Origin of the sequence: Nevskia sp., assembly GCF_023266035.1 — a bacterium.
Classification (GTDB): Bacteria; Pseudomonadota; Gammaproteobacteria; order Nevskiales; family Nevskiaceae; genus Nevskia.
On the sequence record NZ_JAHFRY010000021.1, the window covers coordinates 1 to 18,044 of the forward strand.

Annotated in this window: 22 protein-coding genes and 1 pseudogene; 14 read left to right on the forward strand and 9 right to left on the reverse strand. The window is 66.0% G+C overall.

Going from position 1 to position 18,044, the window contains the following annotated elements:
• Positions 1–30: 30 nt before the first annotated feature.
• Complete coding sequence (locus tag Q0D45_RS04680) at positions 31–1,980, forward strand: cytochrome c/FTR1 family iron permease (protein WP_012202414.1); 1,950 nt, start codon at positions 31–33, stop codon at positions 1,978–1,980.
• Positions 1,981–2,043: 63 nt separating this feature from the next.
• On the opposite strand, the gene merA is transcribed toward Q0D45_RS04680, so the two are convergent.
• The 3 genes from merA to merT are packed head-to-tail and all read right to left on the reverse strand — an operon-like array spanning position 2,044 to position 4,385.
• Complete coding sequence (gene merA / locus Q0D45_RS04685; RefSeq protein ID WP_047219395.1) at positions 2,044–3,732, reverse strand: mercury(II) reductase; 1,689 nt, start codon at positions 3,730–3,732, stop codon at positions 2,044–2,046.
• Between the two features lie 11 nt (positions 3,733–3,743).
• A complete protein-coding gene (gene merP, locus Q0D45_RS04690) occupies positions 3,744–4,022 on the reverse strand; it encodes a mercury resistance system periplasmic binding protein MerP (RefSeq protein ID WP_012202416.1) in 279 nt (92 codons plus the stop codon).
• A gap of 12 nt (positions 4,023–4,034) precedes the next feature.
• On the reverse strand, positions 4,035–4,385 hold the full coding sequence (merT, locus tag Q0D45_RS04695; RefSeq protein WP_046239654.1) for a mercuric ion transporter MerT: 351 nt from the start codon (positions 4,383–4,385) through the stop codon (positions 4,035–4,037).
• A 71-nt stretch (positions 4,386–4,456) separates the two neighbouring features.
• On the opposite strand from merT, the gene merR reads away from it, so the two are divergent.
• From merR to Q0D45_RS04735, 8 genes are all read left to right on the forward strand, one after another.
• A complete protein-coding gene (gene merR / locus Q0D45_RS04700) occupies positions 4,457–4,864 on the forward strand; it encodes an Hg(II)-responsive transcriptional regulator (protein WP_012202418.1) in 408 nt (135 codons plus the stop codon).
• Between the two features lie 175 nt (positions 4,865–5,039).
• On the forward strand, positions 5,040–5,369 hold the full coding sequence (locus Q0D45_RS04705; RefSeq protein ID WP_016451582.1) for a helix-turn-helix domain-containing protein: 330 nt from the start codon (positions 5,040–5,042) through the stop codon (positions 5,367–5,369).
• Between the two features lie 12 nt (positions 5,370–5,381).
• Positions 5,382–5,852 (forward strand): ArsI/CadI family heavy metal resistance metalloenzyme, encoded by a 471-nt coding sequence (locus Q0D45_RS04710; protein WP_012202420.1) that lies wholly within the window; start codon positions 5,382–5,384, stop codon positions 5,850–5,852.
• A 12-nt stretch (positions 5,853–5,864) separates the two neighbouring features.
• Positions 5,865–6,362, forward strand: coding sequence for an arsenate reductase ArsC (locus tag Q0D45_RS04715; RefSeq protein ID WP_293389218.1), 498 nt, complete (start codon positions 5,865–5,867; stop codon positions 6,360–6,362).
• Between the two features lie 10 nt (positions 6,363–6,372).
• Positions 6,373–7,458, forward strand: coding sequence for an ACR3 family arsenite efflux transporter (gene arsB, locus Q0D45_RS04720; protein WP_012202422.1), 1,086 nt, complete (start codon positions 6,373–6,375; stop codon positions 7,456–7,458).
• Positions 7,459–7,472: 14 nt separating this feature from the next.
• Entirely contained in the window at positions 7,473–7,895 is a 423-nt protein-coding gene (arsC, locus tag Q0D45_RS04725) for an arsenate reductase (glutaredoxin) (RefSeq protein WP_012202423.1), read from the forward strand.
• A complete protein-coding gene (gene arsH, locus Q0D45_RS04730) occupies positions 7,888–8,610 on the forward strand; it encodes an arsenical resistance protein ArsH (RefSeq protein ID WP_012202424.1) in 723 nt (240 codons plus the stop codon). The genes arsC and arsH overlap by 8 nt, the downstream gene beginning before the upstream one ends.
• A gap of 95 nt (positions 8,611–8,705) precedes the next feature.
• On the forward strand, positions 8,706–9,137 hold the full coding sequence (locus Q0D45_RS04735; protein WP_012202425.1) for a hypothetical protein: 432 nt from the start codon (positions 8,706–8,708) through the stop codon (positions 9,135–9,137).
• Between the two features lie 89 nt (positions 9,138–9,226).
• Here the strand turns inward: Q0D45_RS04735 and Q0D45_RS04740 are convergent.
• From Q0D45_RS04740 to Q0D45_RS04760, 5 genes and pseudogenes are all read right to left on the reverse strand, one after another.
• Positions 9,227–9,367: pseudogene (locus tag Q0D45_RS04740) on the reverse strand (transcriptional regulator); the annotation flags it as partial.
• A complete protein-coding gene (locus tag Q0D45_RS04745; RefSeq protein WP_012202427.1) occupies positions 9,367–9,891 on the reverse strand; it encodes an AlpA family transcriptional regulator in 525 nt (174 codons plus the stop codon). The gene Q0D45_RS04745 and the pseudogene Q0D45_RS04740, both read right to left, overlap by 1 nt.
• Before the next feature lie 4 nt (positions 9,892–9,895).
• Positions 9,896–10,174 carry a hypothetical protein gene (locus tag Q0D45_RS04750; RefSeq protein WP_012202428.1) on the reverse strand — a complete coding sequence of 93 codons (279 nt, stop codon included), beginning with the start codon at positions 10,172–10,174 and terminating at the stop codon, positions 9,896–9,898.
• 175 nt (positions 10,175–10,349) lie between these two features.
• Positions 10,350–11,549: a site-specific integrase gene (locus Q0D45_RS04755; RefSeq protein WP_016451583.1), complete on the reverse strand. Its 1,200-nt coding sequence runs from the start codon at positions 11,547–11,549 to the stop codon at positions 10,350–10,352.
• Positions 11,550–11,830: 281 nt separating this feature from the next.
• Entirely contained in the window at positions 11,831–12,157 is a 327-nt protein-coding gene (locus Q0D45_RS04760) for a hypothetical protein (RefSeq protein ID WP_293389229.1), read from the reverse strand.
• Between the two features lie 92 nt (positions 12,158–12,249).
• Here Q0D45_RS04760 and Q0D45_RS04765 point away from each other — a divergent pair, with 92 nt between their 5' ends.
• Positions 12,250–12,726, forward strand: coding sequence for a tRNA (cytidine(34)-2'-O)-methyltransferase (locus Q0D45_RS04765; RefSeq protein WP_293389231.1), 477 nt, complete (start codon positions 12,250–12,252; stop codon positions 12,724–12,726).
• Here Q0D45_RS04765 and Q0D45_RS04770 read toward each other — a convergent pair.
• Positions 12,696–13,793, reverse strand: coding sequence for a glycosyltransferase family 9 protein (locus Q0D45_RS04770; protein ID WP_293389233.1), 1,098 nt, complete (start codon positions 13,791–13,793; stop codon positions 12,696–12,698). The two genes, Q0D45_RS04765 and Q0D45_RS04770, sit on opposite strands and share 31 nt — an antisense overlap.
• Positions 13,794–13,870: 77 nt before the next feature.
• Here Q0D45_RS04770 and Q0D45_RS04775 point away from each other — a divergent pair, with 77 nt between their 5' ends.
• The 4 genes from Q0D45_RS04775 to Q0D45_RS04790 are packed head-to-tail and all read left to right on the forward strand — an operon-like array spanning position 13,871 to position 18,040.
• Positions 13,871–14,953 (forward strand): glycosyltransferase, encoded by a 1,083-nt coding sequence (locus tag Q0D45_RS04775; RefSeq protein WP_293389235.1) that lies wholly within the window; start codon positions 13,871–13,873, stop codon positions 14,951–14,953.
• On the forward strand, positions 14,950–15,996 hold the full coding sequence (locus Q0D45_RS04780; RefSeq protein ID WP_293389237.1) for a glycosyltransferase family 4 protein: 1,047 nt from the start codon (positions 14,950–14,952) through the stop codon (positions 15,994–15,996). Before Q0D45_RS04775 ends, Q0D45_RS04780 begins: the two co-directional genes overlap by 4 nt.
• Entirely contained in the window at positions 15,993–17,009 is a 1,017-nt protein-coding gene (locus Q0D45_RS04785; RefSeq protein ID WP_293389239.1) for a glycosyltransferase family 9 protein, read from the forward strand. The genes Q0D45_RS04780 and Q0D45_RS04785 overlap by 4 nt, the downstream gene beginning before the upstream one ends.
• The gene (locus Q0D45_RS04790; RefSeq protein WP_293389241.1) at positions 17,006–18,040 is read left to right on the forward strand and encodes a hypothetical protein; all 1,035 of its coding nucleotides are present in this window, start codon (positions 17,006–17,008) and stop codon (positions 18,038–18,040) included. The genes Q0D45_RS04785 and Q0D45_RS04790 overlap by 4 nt, the downstream gene beginning before the upstream one ends.
• The last annotated feature ends 4 nt before the right edge of the window (positions 18,041–18,044 follow it).

Genomic DNA, 18,044 nt, shown 5'->3' on the forward strand with positions numbered 1-18,044 from the left:
TAAAATGAGAATCAATAACATTTATACATCATGAAAATGCTTTCTCTTTGCGCCAGGCGATTCCTGGCAATAGCCGCGTTGTTCGCACTCTGGTCGGCTTCTCCCGCCTGGGCTGCCGCCCCTGCCGCCAGCGACCAGGCCAAGCAGACCTGGCAATTGCTGGACTACCTCGCGGTTGACTACGGCGGCGCGGTGAGCAACGGCCAGATTCAAAGTGCCAGCGAGTACGAGGAGATGAAGGAGTTCGCGGCAACCGCCGCACAGCAGCTTGCCGCACTGCCGAGCACTGCGGCGCTGCCCGAGTTGCAGCGGCAGGCCAAAGCGCTCGGAGACCTCATCGCCGCAAAGGCGGACGCCAAGGCCGTGGCCGACAGCGCCCATTCGCTGGCCGCAGCGCTGGTCAAAGCCTATCCGTTTCCGCTCTCGCCGACCCAGCCGCCGGATCTCGCACGCGCCAAGGTGCTGTTTGAAGCCAACTGCGCGGCATGCCACGGGGCAACCGGTGCAGGCGACGGCCCGCTCGGCGCCAAGCTCGAACCGCCGCCGATCGCCTTCACCGATCGTGATCGTGCCCGTTCGCGCAGCGTGCTCGCGCTGTACCAGGTCATTTCTCAAGGCGTGACCAGCACGTCGATGCCCAGCTTCGCCACGCTCTCCGACGAGGATCGGTGGGCATTGGCATTTTTCGCCGGCACACTGTCGCATGACGATGCCATGCGCGCACGCGGCGAACAGTCCTGGGGGCGAGACGCCAGCGCCAAGGCTGTCTTTCCCGACCTGGCTGCTGCCGCCACCTTGACCGAAGCCGCCTTGTCCGAGCGGATGCCCCCGGACGCAGCCCGCGACCTCACCGCCTATGTTCGCCGCCACCCGGAAGTCACCGCTGCCGCGAGCGGCTCGGGCGGACTGGCCTTGGCCCGCACACGCCTTCAGGAGAGCCTTGCCGCGGCGCGCGCGGGCGACCGGGCCAGCGCAACGCGCCTGGGCCTGTCGGCCTACCTGGATGGATTTGAGCCTCTGGAGCCGGCATTGCGCGCACGCAACCAGACACTTCTCACGGAAGTCGAAAACGCCATGCTGGCCTATCGCGGCGCGCTCGCCGGCGGGAAACTGGAACAAGCCGATGCCACGGCGCAGAAGCTGGACTATCTCTTTGCCCAGGTGGACGCCGAACTCGGCGCGGACAAGGCAGACCCGCTGACCACGTTCATCGCCTCCCTCACCATCCTGCTGCGCGAAGGGGTTGAAGCGCTGTTGATCGTCGTGGGCATGCTGGCCTTCCTGAAGAAGGCAGAACGGCGCGATGTGCTGGGCTATGTGCATGGCGGCTGGATGGCCGCACTGGCTTGCGGTGGCCTGACCTGGGCGGTGGCCACCTACTTCGTGAGCATCAGCGGCGCAAGCCGTGAGGTGACCGAGGGGGTTTCATCCCTGTTTGCGGCCGTTGTGCTGCTGAGCGTCGGGCTCTGGATGCACCAGAAAAGCACGGCGGGCAAGTGGCAGGCCTACCTGAAGGAAAAACTCTCCGCAGCCATGACGCGGCGTTCGGCATGGGCATTGTTCGCCTTGTCGTTCATTGCGGTCTACCGCGAAGTTTTCGAGACGGTGCTTTTCTATTCGGCCCTGGCCGGCGACGGCAACAATGGAGCCCTGCTCGGTGGATTGGTGGGCGGAGTGGCCGTTCTGGCCGTCCTCGCATGGTTCATGCTGCGCACCAGCGCCCGCATGCCGATCGGCAAATTCTTCAGTCTCAGCTCGATCCTGGTAGCGGTGCTCGCGGTCGTGCTCGCCGGCAAGGGGGTTGCCGGCCTCCAGGAGGCCGGCCGGTTGAGCGCCAGCCCGATCCATTGGCCGCGCATCGAAGTGCTTGGCATCTATCCGTCAGCGGAAACCGCCATTGCGCAAGCCGTGGTGCTTGCCGTTGCTCTGGCAGGCTTTGCCATGAACGCCGTGAAGGCGCGAAATCCCCGGCCCGCGTGAAACAAGCCGGCGTCACTGCCGAGCGTGACTCCTGGAAAAAATCGCGCTCAGCAAGAGATGACGCTATCCGGCACAGCAGGACAGCTGCTTCACGTCCTTGCTGAAGGTCTGCGCCGCGAGCTTCAGGCCCTCGACCATCGTCAGGTAGGGGAATAGCTGATCGGCCAGCTCCTGCACGGTCATCCGGTTGCGGATCGCCAGCGCCGCCGTCTGGATCAGTTCGCCCGCTTCCTGCGCGACCGCCTGCACGCCGATCAGCCGTCCGGTGCCGGCCTCGGCAACCAGCTTGATGAAGCCGCGCGTGTCGAAGTTGGCCAGCGCCCTCGGCACGTTGTCGAGCGTGAGCGTGCGGCTGTCGGTCTCGACGCCGTCGTGGCGCGCTTGCGCCTCGCTGTAGCCCACCGTCGCCACCTGCGGATCGGTGAACACCACGGCCGGCATCGCCGTCAGGTCCAGCGTCGCGTCGCCGCCGGTCATGTTGATGGCGGCGCGCGTGCCGGCCGCCGCCGCGACGTAGACGAATTGCGGCTGGTCGGTGCAGTCGCCGGCCGCGTAGATGTGCGGCGCGCTGGTACGCATGGTGTGGCTGACGAGGATGGCCCCCTGGGGATTGACCTCGATGCCCGCCGCTTCGAGGTTCAGCGTGCGGGTGTTCGGCGCGCGCCCCGTGGCAATGAGCAGCTTGTCGGCGCGCAGCTCGCCGCGATCCGTCGTCAAGATGAACTCTTCCTCTGCATGGGCGACTCGACTGGCCTGGACATGCTCCAGCACCTCGATGCCCTCGGCACGGAACGCGGCCGTGACGGCTTCGGCGACGGCGGGGTCTTCGCGAAAGAGCAGTGTGCTGCGCGCGAGGATCGTGACCTGGCTGCCCAGCCGGGCAAAGGCTTGCGCCAATTCGACTGCCACCACCGACGAACCGATCACGGCCAGCCGCGAGGGAATGGCATCGCTCGCCAGCGCCTCGGTGGAGGTCCAGTAGGGAGTGCCCTTCAAGCCAGGAATCGGCGGGAGCGCGGGGCTCGCACCAGTGGCGATGAGACAGCGGTCGAAGGCCACCGTGCGCTCACCGCCTTCCGCCAGTTGCACGGTCAGGCAGTTTTCATTCATGAAACGGGCCTCGCCATGCAGCACGGTGATAGCCGGGGTGCTCTGCAGGATGCCTTCGTACTTGGCATGGCGCAGCGCATCGACGCGGCCTTGTTGCTGGGCCAGCAGCCGCTCGCGCAGAATGGACGGCGGCGTGGGCGGCAGGCCGGCATCGAACGGGCTTTCCCGGCGCAGATGCGCAATGTGCGCGGCGCGGATCATGATTTTGGACGGCACGCAGCCGACATTGACGCAGGTGCCGCCGATGGTGCTCCGCTCGATTAGCGTCACGCGCGCGCCTCGCTCGACCGCCTTGAGTGCCGCCGCCATCGCCGCGCCGCCACTGCCGATCACGGCCACATGCAGCGCCCGCTCGCCACCACCGTGACTCGGTTCGCTGCCCAGCCAGCCCAGCGCCTTGCCCAACAAGCCCGCAGCCTTGTTCGGCGTGTCGGACACCCGTGCGCGGTAACCGAGCGCGGCCATCGCCGCGACCAGCGGACCATGGTTCATGTCCGCATCCGCCTCGACCTCGGCCCGTCGCCGCGGATAGGACACCGAGGCCGAGCGCACCCCGGGCACCTTCTCCAGCGCCTCTCTGACGTGCTCGGCGCACGACGCGCAGGTCATGCCGTCGATGTGCAAGGCGATCGCTTCGGCCATGGCGGGCAACCTCACTGCTTGACGGTGGCGGGGTAGCCCGCGTTTGCGGTGGCCTTGGCCAAGGCCCCGGCGTTGGTCTTGGCATCGTCGAAGGTCACGACGGCTTCCCGCTTTTCATAGCTGACCTCGGTCTTCTGGACCCCGGCCACCTTGAACAGGGCCATCTTGACCGTGATCGGACACGACGCGCAGGTCATATCGGGCACCGACAGTGTGACGGTCTTGGTGGCGGCCCACGCCGGAGCGCCCAGGGTAACGGCCAGGGCAATAGCGGTGGCAAGTTTCTTCACGGTGGATTCCTCTCAATAGAACAACGGCAGGACGTACGGAAAAGCGAGGGCAATCAAGACCAGCGCGACCACGATCCAGAAAATGATCTTGTAGGCCGTCCGCACGCGGGGCACGGCGCAGACCTCATCCGGCTTGCAGGCGTGAACCGGCCGGAAGATGCTGCGCCAGGCGAAAAACAGCGCCATCAGGGCCGCGCCGATGAAAATCGGCCGGTAGGGTTCCAACACGGCCAGGTTGGCGATCCAGGCGCCCGAGAAACCGAGCAAGACCAAGATGAGGGGGCCGAGGCAACAGGCCAACGCAAGAATGGCGGCGAGGCCGCCAGCGGCCAGGGCGCCACGCCCGCTCTTGGGTTCCGACATATGGTTTTCCTTCCGGGACTTCGCTTGATGCTGTAAGGTTACTTCCGTAGTCAACTACGGAGTCAAGCGTCATGGAAAGCGCCTCGGACAATCTGACCATCGGCGCCTTTGCCAAGGCGGCCACAGTCAATGTGGAGACGATCCGGTTCTATCAGCTCAAGGGCTTGTTGCCCCAGCCGGAGCGGGCCTACGGCCGCATCCGCCGCTACGGGCCGGCAGATGTGGCGCGGGTGAAGTTCGTGAAGTCAGCCCAGCGCCTGGGGTTCAGCCTGGATGAAATCGGCCAGCTTCTGAAACTTGAGGACGGCACCCATTGCAATGAGGCGGCGGAGCTGGCCTCGCTGCGGCTGGCCGATGTGCGCGCCCGCCTGGTGGACCTCACACGGATTGAGGCGGCATTGTCGAAATTGGTGGGTGAATGCGACGCGCACCATGGCAATGTGTCCTGCCCGCTGATCGCGGCATTGCACTGCTGTTGAGCGGAGAAGTTCGGCCGTTCACCTCGCGGCGAAGGGGCGGACAGGCAAGCGCGGCGCGCGAACCAGATTTAAGGTATTGAGCCGGAGGCGCGATGGGATCAAGACCGGATGGCCACAATTCGGCGCGATAGTGCCCTTTTGCACATTAATTCAATAAATGTTGTATTATCGAAATATGAAAGAGACCCAAGCCGTTTCCGCCCTCGGCGCCCTGGCCCACACCCAGCGCCTGCGGGTTTTCCGCGCCCTGGTGGTCGCCGGCCCCGAAGGGCTGACACCCAGCGCCCTCGCCGACCAGCTCGACGTGGCCCGCAATTCCCTGTCCTTCCACCTGAAGGAGCTGGCCCATGCCGGCCTGGTCACCATCGAGCAGCAGGGCCGCAACCTGATCTACCGCGCCGACTTCACCCAGATGAACGGACTGCTCGGCTACCTGACCGAGCACTGCTGCCAAGGCAGCACATGCGAGGTCAGTGATTCCTCCTCTGCCTGTACTTCCTGCTGAAAGGATCTCCCCATGAAGCGCTTTCACGTTCACCTGCACGTCGATGACCTGAACCGCAGCATCGGCTTCTATTCCCAACTGTTCGCCGCGCAGCCCGCGCGTGTCGAGGGCGACTACGCCAAGTGGATGCTCGAAGACCCGCCGGTCAACTTCGCTATCTCCACACGGGGCAACAAACCAGGCATCGACCATCTGGGCATCCAGACCGACGATGCGGAGGAATTGGCCGTGCTGAAGGCACGCGCCGAGGCGGCCGACATGGCGCTGCTCGACGAAGGCACCACCACCTGCTGCTACGCGCGCAGCGAGAAGCACTGGATCACCGATCCGCAGGGCGTGGCCTGGGAACACTTTCATACGCTGGGCAGCATCCCGGTCTTCAACGAAGCGGCGCCTGCAACGGGTTCTGCCGCAGCCTGCTGCGCCCCGGCGCGCGGCAAGCCGGTGGGCGTTGCGGTGAAGCCGGCTTCGTCCTGCTGCTGATGTGAGACATCCATGACCACCAACAAGACCTACAACGCCCTGTTCATCTGCACGGGTAACTCGGCCCGCTCCATCCTGGCCGAAGGCATCCTCAATGAATTGGGCCAGGGGCGCTTTCGCGCCTACTCGGCGGGCAGCCACCCCAAGGGCGAAGTCCACCCGCTGGCGCTTGCCACGCTGGAGCGGCTGCACATGCCGACCGCCGGCTACCGCAGCAAGAACTGGGACGAGTTCGCGGCGCCCGGTGCACCGGAGCTGGATTTCATCTTCACCGTGTGCGACAACGCCGCCGGCGAGGTCTGCCCCGTATGGCCTGGGCGCCCGATGTCAGCGCATTGGGGTGTGCCTGATCCTGCAGCCGTTGAAGGCACCGACGAGCAGAAGCGCAAGGCGTTCACGGATGCGGCGCTGACCTTGCGCCGGCGCATTGAGCTGTTCCTGTCGCTGCCATTGCAGCGGCTCGATGCCATGTCGCTGCAGCACGAGCTGCGCAGCATTGGTACGAAGTGAGGTCTGCGCGATGAGTGTTGGAACCCAAACGGCCGGCCGCGTGCCGGCCACCTCCACCATGAGCGTCTTCGAGCGCTACCTGAGCGTGTGGGTGCTGCTGTGCATCGTCGCCGGCATCGCGCTGGGCCAGTTCGCACCCAACGTATTTCAGGCCATTGGCCGCATGGAGATCGCCCAGGTTAATCTGCCGGTCGGTCTGCTGATCTGGATCATGATCGTGCCGATGCTGCTGAAGGTGGACTTCGGTGCGCTGGGCCAGGTCAAGCAGCACTGGCGCGGCATCGGCGTGACGCTGTTCGTCAACTGGGCGGTCAAACCGTTCTCGATGGCGCTGCTGGCCTGGATCTTCGTCCGCCAGGTCTTCGCTCAGTGGCTGCCGGCCGACCAGCTCGACAGCTACGTTGCCGGCCTCATCCTGCTGGCCGCCGCGCCCTGCACGGCGATGGTGTTCGTCTGGAGCCGGCTGACCGGGGGCGATCCGGTATTCACGCTGTCGCAGGTGGCGCTGAACGACACCATCATGGTGTTTGCCTTCGCGCCCATTGTCGGCCTGCTGCTGGGCCTGTCGTCCATCACGGTGCCGTGGGCCACGCTGCTGGTATCGGTCGGCCTGTACATCGTGATTCCGGTCATCCTGGCCCAGCTCTGGCGCCGTGCTCTGCTGAACAAGGGCCAAGCCGCCTTCGACCGGGCGCTGGAGCGCATCGGCCCGCTGTCGATCGCGGCGCTGCTGCTCACGCTGGTGCTGCTGTTCGCCTTCCAGGGCGAGGCCATCATCCGCCAGCCGCTGGTCATCGCCATGCTGGCGGTGCCGATCCTGATTCAGGTGTTCTTCAACTCCGGCCTGGCCTATTGGCTCAGCCGCAAGGCCGGCGAGCAGCACAGCATCGCTTGCCCCTCGGCGTTGATCGGCGCCTCCAACTTCTTCGAGCTGGCTGTAGCGGCCGCCATCAGCCTGTTCGGCTTCCAGTCCGGCGCGGCGCTGGCCACCGTGGTCGGCGTGCTGATCGAGGTGCCGGTGATGCTGCTGGTCGTTCGGATCGTCAACCAAAGCAAGGGCTGGTATGAGTGCGGCCCGAACCCTGCCCGCAGATAAGCAAGGCATTTCCCATGAGCAGTATCACGATATATCACAACCCCGTCTGCGGCACGTCGCGCAACGTGCTGGCCCTGATCCGCAACAGCGGCGAGGAACCCACGGTCATCGAATACCTGAAGACACCGCCCGACCGCGAAACCCTGCAACGCCTGATCACGGACATGGGCGTGCCGGTGCGCGCGGTATTGCGCGAGAAGGGCACGCCCTACGCGGAACTCGGCCTCGATGACCCGAAGTGGAGCGATGCGCAGTTGATCGACTGCATGCTCCAGCATCCCATTCTGATCAACCGCCCTATCGTGGTGACGCCGCTGGGCACGCGGCTGTGCCGGCCTTCGGAGGCCGTGCTGGACATCCTGCCGCAATCACAGCGCGGCGCGTTCAACAAGGAAGACGGCGAAGCGGTCGTGGACGCGGAAGGCCGCCGTGTCTGAATCCAGAATCGACCTACCCAATATCGACACCGCGCTATTCCAACTGCCCGATACCCAACGGCTGCTGACACCCGAGCGCGCCACGCACGCGCCGCGCTTCCTATTGCTCTATGGCTCGCTACGCGAGCGCTCGTTCAGTCGCTTGGCCGCTGAGGAAGCGGCTCGCATCCTGCGCGCGCTCGGCGGTGAGACGCGCATGTTCAATCCCTCGGGCCTGCCACTGGTGGACGATGCACCCGCCGACCATCCCAAGGTCAAGGAACTGCACGAGCTGGCCCAGTGGGCCGAAGGCATGGTGTGGAGTTCGCCCGAGCGCCATGGGGCCATGACGGGGTTGATGAAGACGCAGATCGACTGGATTCCGCTGTCGGCCGGCGCAGTGCGCCCGACGCAGGGCAAGACGCTGGCGGTGATGCAGGTCTCGGGCGGCTCGCAGTCCTTCAACGCCGTCAACCAGATGCGCGTGCTGGGCCGCTGGATGCGGATGCTGACCATCCCCAACCAGTCCTCGGTCGCCAAGGCGTACCAGGAGTTCGACGAGGCCGGGCGCATGAAGCCCTCGGCCTACTATGACCGCATCGCGGACGTGATGGAGGAGCTGATGAAGTTCACCCTGCTCACGCGCGATGCGGCGCCGTACCTCGTGGACCGCTACAGCGAGCGCAAGGAAAGTGCGGAAGCACTGAGCCGGCGCGTCCAGCAGACGGCTATCTGAACACTCCCCCTAAAAAACAAGCACTTCACTCACCAATCCGTCGTGACGCTAATCTGATGCGCCATCGCAGCGACAGAAACGGATCGGAGAACAGAATGGGAATTTCCAGCAGCAAGGTCTACAAGCAGGCCGATGAGGCCGCTGCGTTTGCGCATATCAGGGAGCTCGCAGAAAAGGAACCCGTCGATGACGAGACGGCTTCGGAATTGTGGCTTGAGGCAGAAGCCATCGTGGACACCTACATCGAGGCCGCTGAGTCGCGGTCCATAGAGGACTTGCCCTCCAGGCAGGAACTGGGCGAGTCCTGCTTTTGGCTGTTGTTCCAGACGAAAGTTTTGCGGGAGGACGAGCATTACCGGCTGATCGTCGAACTGCTGTCGCCACAGCTCGGGCTGTCCCTGTTCGATTTGCTGCCCCGCGTCCGAAAGCTCCGCGAAGCGGCCCTTGACGCACTGGAGGCCATGGTCAAGAAGCCATCAATGGATCGTCCGACAGCGCCGCAAGCGTGCGAGGACGACCTTTTCTGATGGGAAGCTGGTGGCACCTCCGAGCCGAAATTCTCGTATCAGCGATACGAGAATTCATCGGCTGCGGAAGATCGAGCGTCAGCACCGAACGTCCGCGCCATCTGGCGCAGCACAGTCGGCAGTTCGGCCTGGTCGCCGTCCTCCAGAACACCGTTGATGACTTCGAGCGCGAGCGCCGGGTCGCTGCGGTACAGCTCGGCCATCGCTTCGTCATGGGGTCTGCTTTTCATCAGCCCACCAGCGCTTCCAGTTCCTCGAACGCCAGGCGCGGCAAGCGCCGGCCTTCCTTGGCCACGTTGACCTGCAGGGCGGCCCGCGCCACGTCCAGCACCTCCCGCGCCAGGGCATAACCGCCCTTGGCCTGCATCCAGCCCAGCACATCCGCCAGATGCCAGATCGACGCGCTGCCCTCATGCACCGGCGCCGGGAAGCTACCCGGATGGGCCAGCATCAGCTTGCGCATATTCTGCCGCGACACGCCCACGATGTCGGCCACATCGGTCAGCCCAACCAGATCAGGCGCCACTTCGATCAGCCGGGCCGAGGGTGCGGCACGGCGCACATCGGCCAGCGCGCTGCGCACTGCCTCATCTGCATCCACCGCCTCGCGGGTAAATTCCAGCGCCAGCCGCCCCGGCTGCCCGATGCCGACCAGGGCATCGTCGCAGCCGGCTTCACCCAGGCGCTCGACCAGTGTCTGCGAATCGCGGTCGTCATCGGTGAGCTGGTATTTGAGGGTAAAGGTGTATTCCATCGCGCTATTCCTGGGTGCCATCGTCATCCGCCTCGCGCTGCTGGCGGTCCATGGTGCAGTTGTCCACGGCGCGCCGTAAGGCGCGGGCATGGTTGCCGGGGTTCTTCGGCGTGCTCCATACACTGGTAATGCAGAACTCGCCGCAACGGCATTCCTCATCGTTGTACGGGCAGTACATCCGCCCCCAGGCATGGCTACCGCCGACTTCGACACGCCAGCCTTGCCCTTCGGCGTGTCGCAGCGCATCCTCGACCTCTTTCTTCGGGTGAGAGGAACGGGCCATCAGCGACCTCCAGTATGGGGATGATGCGCAAGGTTGTCAAGTGACAACCTTGCTGCAAGGCTTGGTGACCCACGCTCGAATTGTCGCGACAGCGTCGCGACAATTCGGCGGGCCTGATTTCCGACACGAAAGGCTGGCAACGCCGCGCCTGCCGCAGCCGACGGCATCTTGCCGTTCATGCGGACGCCTGCTCGGTGCGTTGCGCCCCGGTGATCGTCTTGCGCCGGTTCGCCACCAGCTCGGCGGCCTGCCGCACCGGATCGTCCTCCGTGTGGACGTACCGCATGAACATCGCCACGGTCTTGTGCGCCGTCAGCGCCATGCCCACCTTCACCGGAATCCCCGAGTTGGCGATGTCAGTGGCCGAACGGTGGCGGATGCCATGCGTGCCCACGTGCGTAGCGCCCGCCGCCTTCAGGATGCGGCACCAGGCACCGTAATACTCGCCCTCGGTGAGATGCTTGGCCGGGTCGTTCGGCGACGGCAGCACGTAGGGGCAGCCGTCCCGGCGCGGCGCGGTGGACAGCAGCCGGTAGGCTTCCTCGCTCAAGGGCTTGGACATGCCACCTGTCTTGCTATCGGGCCAGACCACGCGGCGGTTGTCCAGATCCACCCATGCCCATTCCAGCGAGATGATCTCGGAGCGCCGCCCGGCAAACTCGAATTGCAGGCGGATCGCCAGCGGGATGACGTAGTTCTCCAGCCCTTCGGCCTCGATACCGTCAAGGTGCCGGAACAGCTTGCCCATGTCCTCGTCGCTGATGAGGTGGGTGGCCTTGCCGTCGGGGTACACCGGGACGTGGCGGCATGGGTTGGTGCCGTCCGGCCGATAACCCCAGACCTCGGCCAGGTTGAACATCTTGCGCATGACGCTGAAAGCGCGGTTCGCCTCGGCGGGCTTGTGCGCCATCTTCTTCATCGCCCCGGCCACGTCCGGGCGCTTCACGTCCTGAACCTTGATGCGGCCCAGGAAGGGGACGATGCAGCGGTCGATGACGCCCTGGTAGCCCCGGCGGGTGCTGGGCTTGTTGCGTTGCTTGGAGTGATCCTCCATGAACTTCACGCACAGTTCCGTGACCGTGGGCGCCTTGCGCGCCGCCGCCTTGTCGGCGGCCGGGTCGCCGCCCCGGCGTACCTGGGCCAGCCATTCCTGGGCCAGCGAGCGGGCCTGCTCGACGGTCAGTTCGCCATACAGGCCCAAAGCGGGTTTGCGGCGCTCGCCGGCGTTCGTGCGGTACTGGAGCATGAACACCTTGCGGCCCGCTGGTGTAATCTTGCACAGGAAGCCGGGCACCAGCGTGTCCCGCAGTTCGACGGCCTGCGCCTGGGGTTGTGCCGCATCCACTGCGGACTTGGTGAGCTTGATTTTTGCCACGATGACTCCTCGGAAAGACCCGGTTTCCAGGGGCCACATGGGAGCCACGAGGCAGGAAGCCGGATCAGGTTTCAGAAAGCACCGGCATATGATGAACGCGCCTAAGTTATTGATAAACCTGCTGTATCTGGCTTCGGCGTAGTCCAGCGAATTACGGTACTGAAGTCAGTGTGAAATGAAAAACCCCTGATTCCGTTGTTCGGAATCAGGGGTTTGTGCGTCGGGCTCCGGATTCCGGCTTTCGCCGGGATGACCGCGCTATGGCGAGGTCAGTTGACGCTTCAATTCACGCCTTGGCCGAGCGGACGGGTGAACGTGAAGGTCGCCGGTTCGACGACCAGCGACTGGGCCGGATCGGCGAAGTTGCCGGCCAAGGCCTGGAACGGCAGCGAGACGACGAACACTGCCGTGCCGAGCAGGGTCGCTGCCAGGCCCAGCGGCCGGGCGATCAGCAGATCGGCGGCCATGGCCATGCCTGATGGCGCGCCGGTGTTGTCGACTTCGTAGCCGCTGCCGTTGGTGCCACTGCTTTGGGCACTCGCCGAGGCCGCCGCCAGCGACAATACGGCGCCAGCCAGCACACTCAGACTGCGGGAAGCGATCGCCATGACATTCTCGAAATGATTGAAAAATTGCAGAAAGGCAGCCTAGGCGGGGGTAGAGGTGGTGTCAATCGGCCGCGACTGCCCGGGGCGTTGCGATGATCCAGGTTGCGCTGATCGAGCCGGAAATTCCGCCGAACACCGGCAACGTCATTCGCCTGTGCGCGAACAGCGGCACTGCGCTGCATCTGGTGCGGCCGCTCGGGTTCACCCTGGATCACGCCAAGCTGCGCCGCGCCGGGCTCGACTACCACGAGCACGCCGCGATGCAGGTGCATGACGATGTCGCCGCCCTGCGTGCCGCCACCGGCAATGCACGCTGGTTCGTGTTCACCACCAAGGGCAGCCAGCGTTATGACCAGGTGCAGTGGCAAGCCGGCGATGTGTTGCTGTTCGGCGCCGAGTCACGCGGGCTGCCGGACAGCCTGATCGAAACGGTTTCGCCGGAGCGGCGTGTTTATTTGCCGCAGCAGCCGGGCATGCGCAGCCTGAACCTGTCGAACGCGGTGGCCGTGGCTGTCTATGAAGCCTGGCGCCAGCTGGCTTATGCGGGTGCTCGCGAACCCAACAGCTGAGCCGCTGCAGCGATCACCCGCGCCGAGCTCATTCGATCGAGGCAATCCGAAGGGCTGGCGGTGTGGCGTTCACAGCCTTCCTGCAGGCAGGGAATGCAGCCGATCTGCCGGCCGTGATCGCCCTGCAGGATGCCAGTGTTGCCGATGCGCTGGAACGGCACCGCCAGCCGCCAGGGGCTGTCGGCCTCGCCATCCCAGCCCTGCGGCCACGGCCCCCAGGCGACCGGGCTCGACGGGCCGAACAGCGCCAGGGTCGGCGTGTTGCAGGCGGCGGCGAGATGAGTCACCGAGGTATCGGGGCCTACGAACAGGCGCGCGGCTTCGATCATCGGGGTGAGTGCGGCGAACGGCAGGCGACCGGAGACATCGATGACGCTGCCTTCCGGTAGATCGAGCCCGGCCAGCAGCGCGCTGACCGCCGCCCGCTCGTGTTCGGCCGGCCCGCCGCTGATGACGACTCTCAAACTCTGCGCGGCCAGCCAGCGGATCAGCGCCCGCCAGCCGTCATCGGTCCAGGCCTTGTAGCGGTACATCGGCTGCGGATGCAGCACCGCGTAGGGTCGATGGCGCCAGCCTGCTCCGAGCACCGCATCAAGCGCCGAGTCATCGGCCGGTCTGGGCGGCACCACCTCCGGCACTCGGGCGATGCCGAGCGCATCGGCCAGCAGCAGGCTCTGCACCACGGTATGCAGCCGCGTCGGATCGTGGATGACGATGGTCTTCAGCAGCCAGTGCTTCCAGCGCGTGTTCAGCGAGCCGACGGCGACACGTCGGTCGCTGGCGATCCAGGCGGCGTAATGGGCGCGGTCGCTATTGGTCACCGCCACTGCCAGGTCGTAGCGCCGCCACAGCCGCCGGAGAAGTGCGAGCTGGCCCTGCTTCGGCATCGCGATCACTTCGTGCAGATCGGGATTGCCGGCCAGCACGCCGGCAGTCGGCGCGAACACCAGCGCGTCGATCTCGGCGTTCGGATACGCCTGCTTCAGGCTGCGGATCAGCGGTGTTGCCAGCAGCACGTCGCCGAGCCGGCGCAGGCAGATGACGAGAAGGCGTTGTGGCGGATTCAAGGGGTGATCAGGAGGGCAGGCGGTACTGCGATAATCTAGCCCGGTTCCCGCATGCCCTCGTTCCTTTCCACGCCGACGTGTCCGCGCAGCCCTTCATCCTGTTCGTTCCCGCGTATGGCCGAGGTGGTTACGGCGAGTTCGTGCGCGCCGTGCTGCTGGCGCAGGCGACGAAAGCGCGCTGGCCGCAGATGCGCATCGAATTCCTGTTGCCCGGCGGGCCCGGCACCCGAACCGACGCACCGTTCCCGAGCCTTTGCCATGACGGCGAGGCGGCGACCAAGGGCGCATTCGATCTCGAACACATTGAGCGCCTGCGGCCCGATCTGGTGATCTTCGATTCCGCCTGCCGCAGTCCGACCCTGCGCCACTGCCGCCGGCTCGGCATCCGCACCGCCTATGTCACCAGCCTGGTCGGCGGCCGGCGCAAGGCGTTCCGGCTCGACTGGCTGTGGCTGCTCGACGAGCACTGGCATCAGCGCGAGGACCTTACCGCCGCGCCATTCACGCCCTGGCAGCGCCTGCTCGATCGTCTCGGCCGCACCCGGCGTCGAGTGTTCGATACCTGCTTCTCCGACGCCGCGCCCGATTTCACAGCCCTGCCAGCCAGCGTGCAGCCGCTGCTCGATCAGGACTACGTGCTGTTCTCCCCTGGCGGTGGCGGTTACCGGATCGGTGATCGGCCGGTCGCGGAAATCTTCCTCGAAGCTGCCGAGCAGTTGCAGGCGCAATCCGGTTTGCCCTGCCTGATGATTCTCGGCCCGCTGTACGCCCAGCTTGCGACTGCGAAAGCCGGCGAGTCGCAGGTGCATTGCCTCGTCGAAGTGCCGCAGGCCACCTTCATGGGCCTGATGCGCAAGGCGCGGCTGGTGGTCACCAATGGCGGCCATAGCCTCGATCAGGCGCTGGCCTGCGGCGCGATCAGCGTTGCCGCGGCACTCGGCGGCACCGATCAACCGGGACGGATCGCCGCTTACCGCGATGCCGGCTGGGTGCTGGAATCGACGCCGGATACCGCGTCACTAGTCGCCGCCGCACAAGCGCTGCTCGGCGATCCGGCACGCGAACAGGCGCTGAGGAAAACGCTGGCCAAGCTGAAGGTCGCCAACGGCATTCCGGTGATGCTCGGCGGCATCGCCACGCTGCTGCGGCTGCCGGCATGAAGGTCGCCCTCGTCCATTACAGCCTGCGTCGCGGCGGCGGCATGGAGTCCTACCTCGCCGATCTGGTGCGCGGCTTTCGTGCGGCCGGTGACACCGTCGATGTCTGGGCGCGCGAAGTCGATGGCGACTGGGCGCGCGCCCTCGGCGCCAACGCTTATCGCCTGCTGCCCCTGCCGCTGCCGCGCGCGTTCCGCAACCGCGTGTTCGCTTCGCGCATCGCCCGGCTGGAACTGACCGAGCGTTATCCGCTGGTGATCTCGCTGGCGCGCACGCGGGGTCATCACCTCGCGATCAACGGCGGCACTCATCCCGGTTTCTGCGCGGCGATGCAGCGGCCGGATTCCGCACACGATCGCCGCGAAACGCGGCTGGAACGGGCGATGCTCGACAGCGCGGAAACCGTCGTCGCCCACTCCGCGACTCTGGCGGCGCAGATTCGCGCGTTCTATCCGGACACCATCGATCGCTTGCGGGTGATCTATCCGCCGGTCGACGAACAGCGCTTCGCGCCGCGCGATGACCGGGCTCGCGCCGTGGCCCGGCAGGCGTTTGGACTGAAGGCGGATGACATCGCTTTCGTCTTTCCGTCGATGGACCACGCCCGCAAAGGTCTGGGTCCGCTGCTCGATGCGTTTGCGCAGCTCGATGAGCCGCGCGCACGCCTGCTGGTCGCCGGCCGCGCGGCGCGCAAGGAATTGCCGCCGCGGGTCACGCCGCTCGGCTATGTCGACGACATGCCGGCGCTGTACGCCGCGGCCGACTGGACGGTGCTGCCGTCGCGCTACGAGCCGTTCGGCCTGGTGATCGCTGAATCGCTGGCCTGCGGCACGCCGGCGATCATCGGCAGCGATGCCGGCGTTGCCGAGTTGATGGACGCCGACGATGGCCTGAAGCTCGACGAGATCAGCGCGCCGGCGATCCTCGCCGCGCTGCGGCTGGCCTGCGCCGCACCGCATCGCGTTGCGCCCGGTTTCGTCGCTCGTCACGGTCTGGGTCTGGCTGCGCATATCGCGGCGCTGAAACGATGCCGGAGTGCGGGATGAGTCTTGCGGCGAAGGACCTGCTGCAGGCGGCGCGTCGCGTCGTGGTGCTCGATTTCGGCGGCCTCGGCGATCACATCCACAGCCTGCCCACGCTGTGGCTGATCCGACAAAGCGCGCCGCGGGCCGAGTTGCACGTGGTCAGCACCGCCGCCTTCTACGGGCCGCTGACGCCGTGGATCAATCACACGCATCTGTACGTGAAGCGCGGCCTGGGCGGCGATCTGGCCTTCCTCGGCTGGCTGCGCGGCCTCAAGGCCGATGCCGTGATCGCGATCACCGGCAGCAATCACGCCTGCGCCTTCGCCGGCTTCAGTGGCGCGGCCTTGCGCGTGGCCCGCAAGGCGGATGCGAACAAGCGGTGGCGCTGGCAGCCCTGGCTGCTGAACGCGGTGGTCGATGCGCCCTACCACGAGATTCCGATGTACCGCAGCCGCTGGAATGCATTCCGGCAGCTGGGCCTGGACGGCGATGCGCCGGAGTTTCCGGTGGCCATCGACACCGGCCTGCGCCGCGCTGCCGGCGTCGACGAGGACGGCTACCTGCATCTCAGCGCCAGCGCCTCGGACGACCGCCGTGACTTGCCGATGGTGCAGATGATCGCGCTCTGGAATCAGCTGCACGCGCGCCTGCCGGGCCATCGCATCGTCGTCTCCGGCAATGCCACGGCGCGCGGCCGGGAACGGCTGGCGACGCTGGTCGCCGGCATCGACTTCAAGCCCTGGCGAGTCTTCGACGGCACGCTCGATGTGCCGGCCTTCCTGTCGGTGATGCAGGGCGCTGTGCTGCACGTCGGCCCGGATTCCGGTGGCCTGCATGTGGCGCGCGTTGCCGGCACGCCGTCGGTGTCCTGGTTCCGGCCCAATCACCATCTGAACAACTGGTTTCCGGATGATCCGGAACGGCACCACGCCTTCGTGGCGCCGGAATCCCGTGACGATGGCCTGTACGGCATCGCCACCGAAACCCTGGTCCAAGCGGCGTTGCGTCTGCTGCCGGTGACGGAAGCAGCGTGAGCACTTCGCGTGTCGTGCTGTTCGTGCCGCAGCACCAGGGCGGTGGCACCGGCGAGTTCTTCCGGCTGCTGACGGTGGCGACCGCGCTGCACGCCGCCGATGCCTCGGTGCGCATCGAATTCCTGATGCCGAAGGCCTGCCGCCTGCGGCCGCTGCTGCCGTTCCCGCACATCGAAAGCAATCTGCCGGACGAGCAGCGTCAGCAGTTCCACGCCCGCGAGCTGGCGCGGCTGAAGCCGACGATCGTCGTGTTCGACAAGACCTGCCGCGGCAGCATGCTGCGCCTGTGTCGACGGCTGAAGATCCGCAGCGTCTGCATCAGCGATGAACCTGGCACCTGCGGCAAGACCTTCCGCGCCGACTGGCTGTGGTCGCTCGACGAACACTGGCACCAGCGCTATCTGCTCGGCCGGCCGGCGTTCAGCTCCTGGCAACGCGTGCTGGCGCGGATCAGCAGCACCCGACGCGTGCTGTTCGATGTCTGCCAGCTCGAAGACGCGGTGGCCGCACTCGCACCGTCAGCGCCGTATCTGCTGTTCATACCCGGTGGCGGTACCTATCGGATCGATGGGCGGACCACCGCCGAGCTGTTCATCGAAGCGGCCGACAGCGTCGCCAGGGCCAGCGGCATGTCAGTGCTGGCGATCGGCCAGCCCGTTTCTGGTGAGGAGCCCGGCGATCGGCAAGTCACCGTGCTGCCGCCGCAGCCGCAAGGCCAGCTGATTGCGCTGATGCGCGGGGCGACGATCGTCGTCACCGGTGGTGGCCATCTGATCAACCAGGCGATCAGCGTTCGGGTGCCGACGATTTCGATGCCGCTCGGCGGCAGCGATCAGAGCCTGCGGGTCGATGACTTCGCCAGCCGAGGCTGGACCGTGGCGGCGCAGCCACAGGTCGACGACATCGCTGACAAGACGCTGCAATTGCTTGGCGACACGGCGGCGCTGCAGACGATGCGTGAACGCCTGCAGGCGGTCGAGATCATTCAGGGTGTGCCGCTGATGGTCGAGTCGCTGCTGCGGCGGCTCTGAGCAG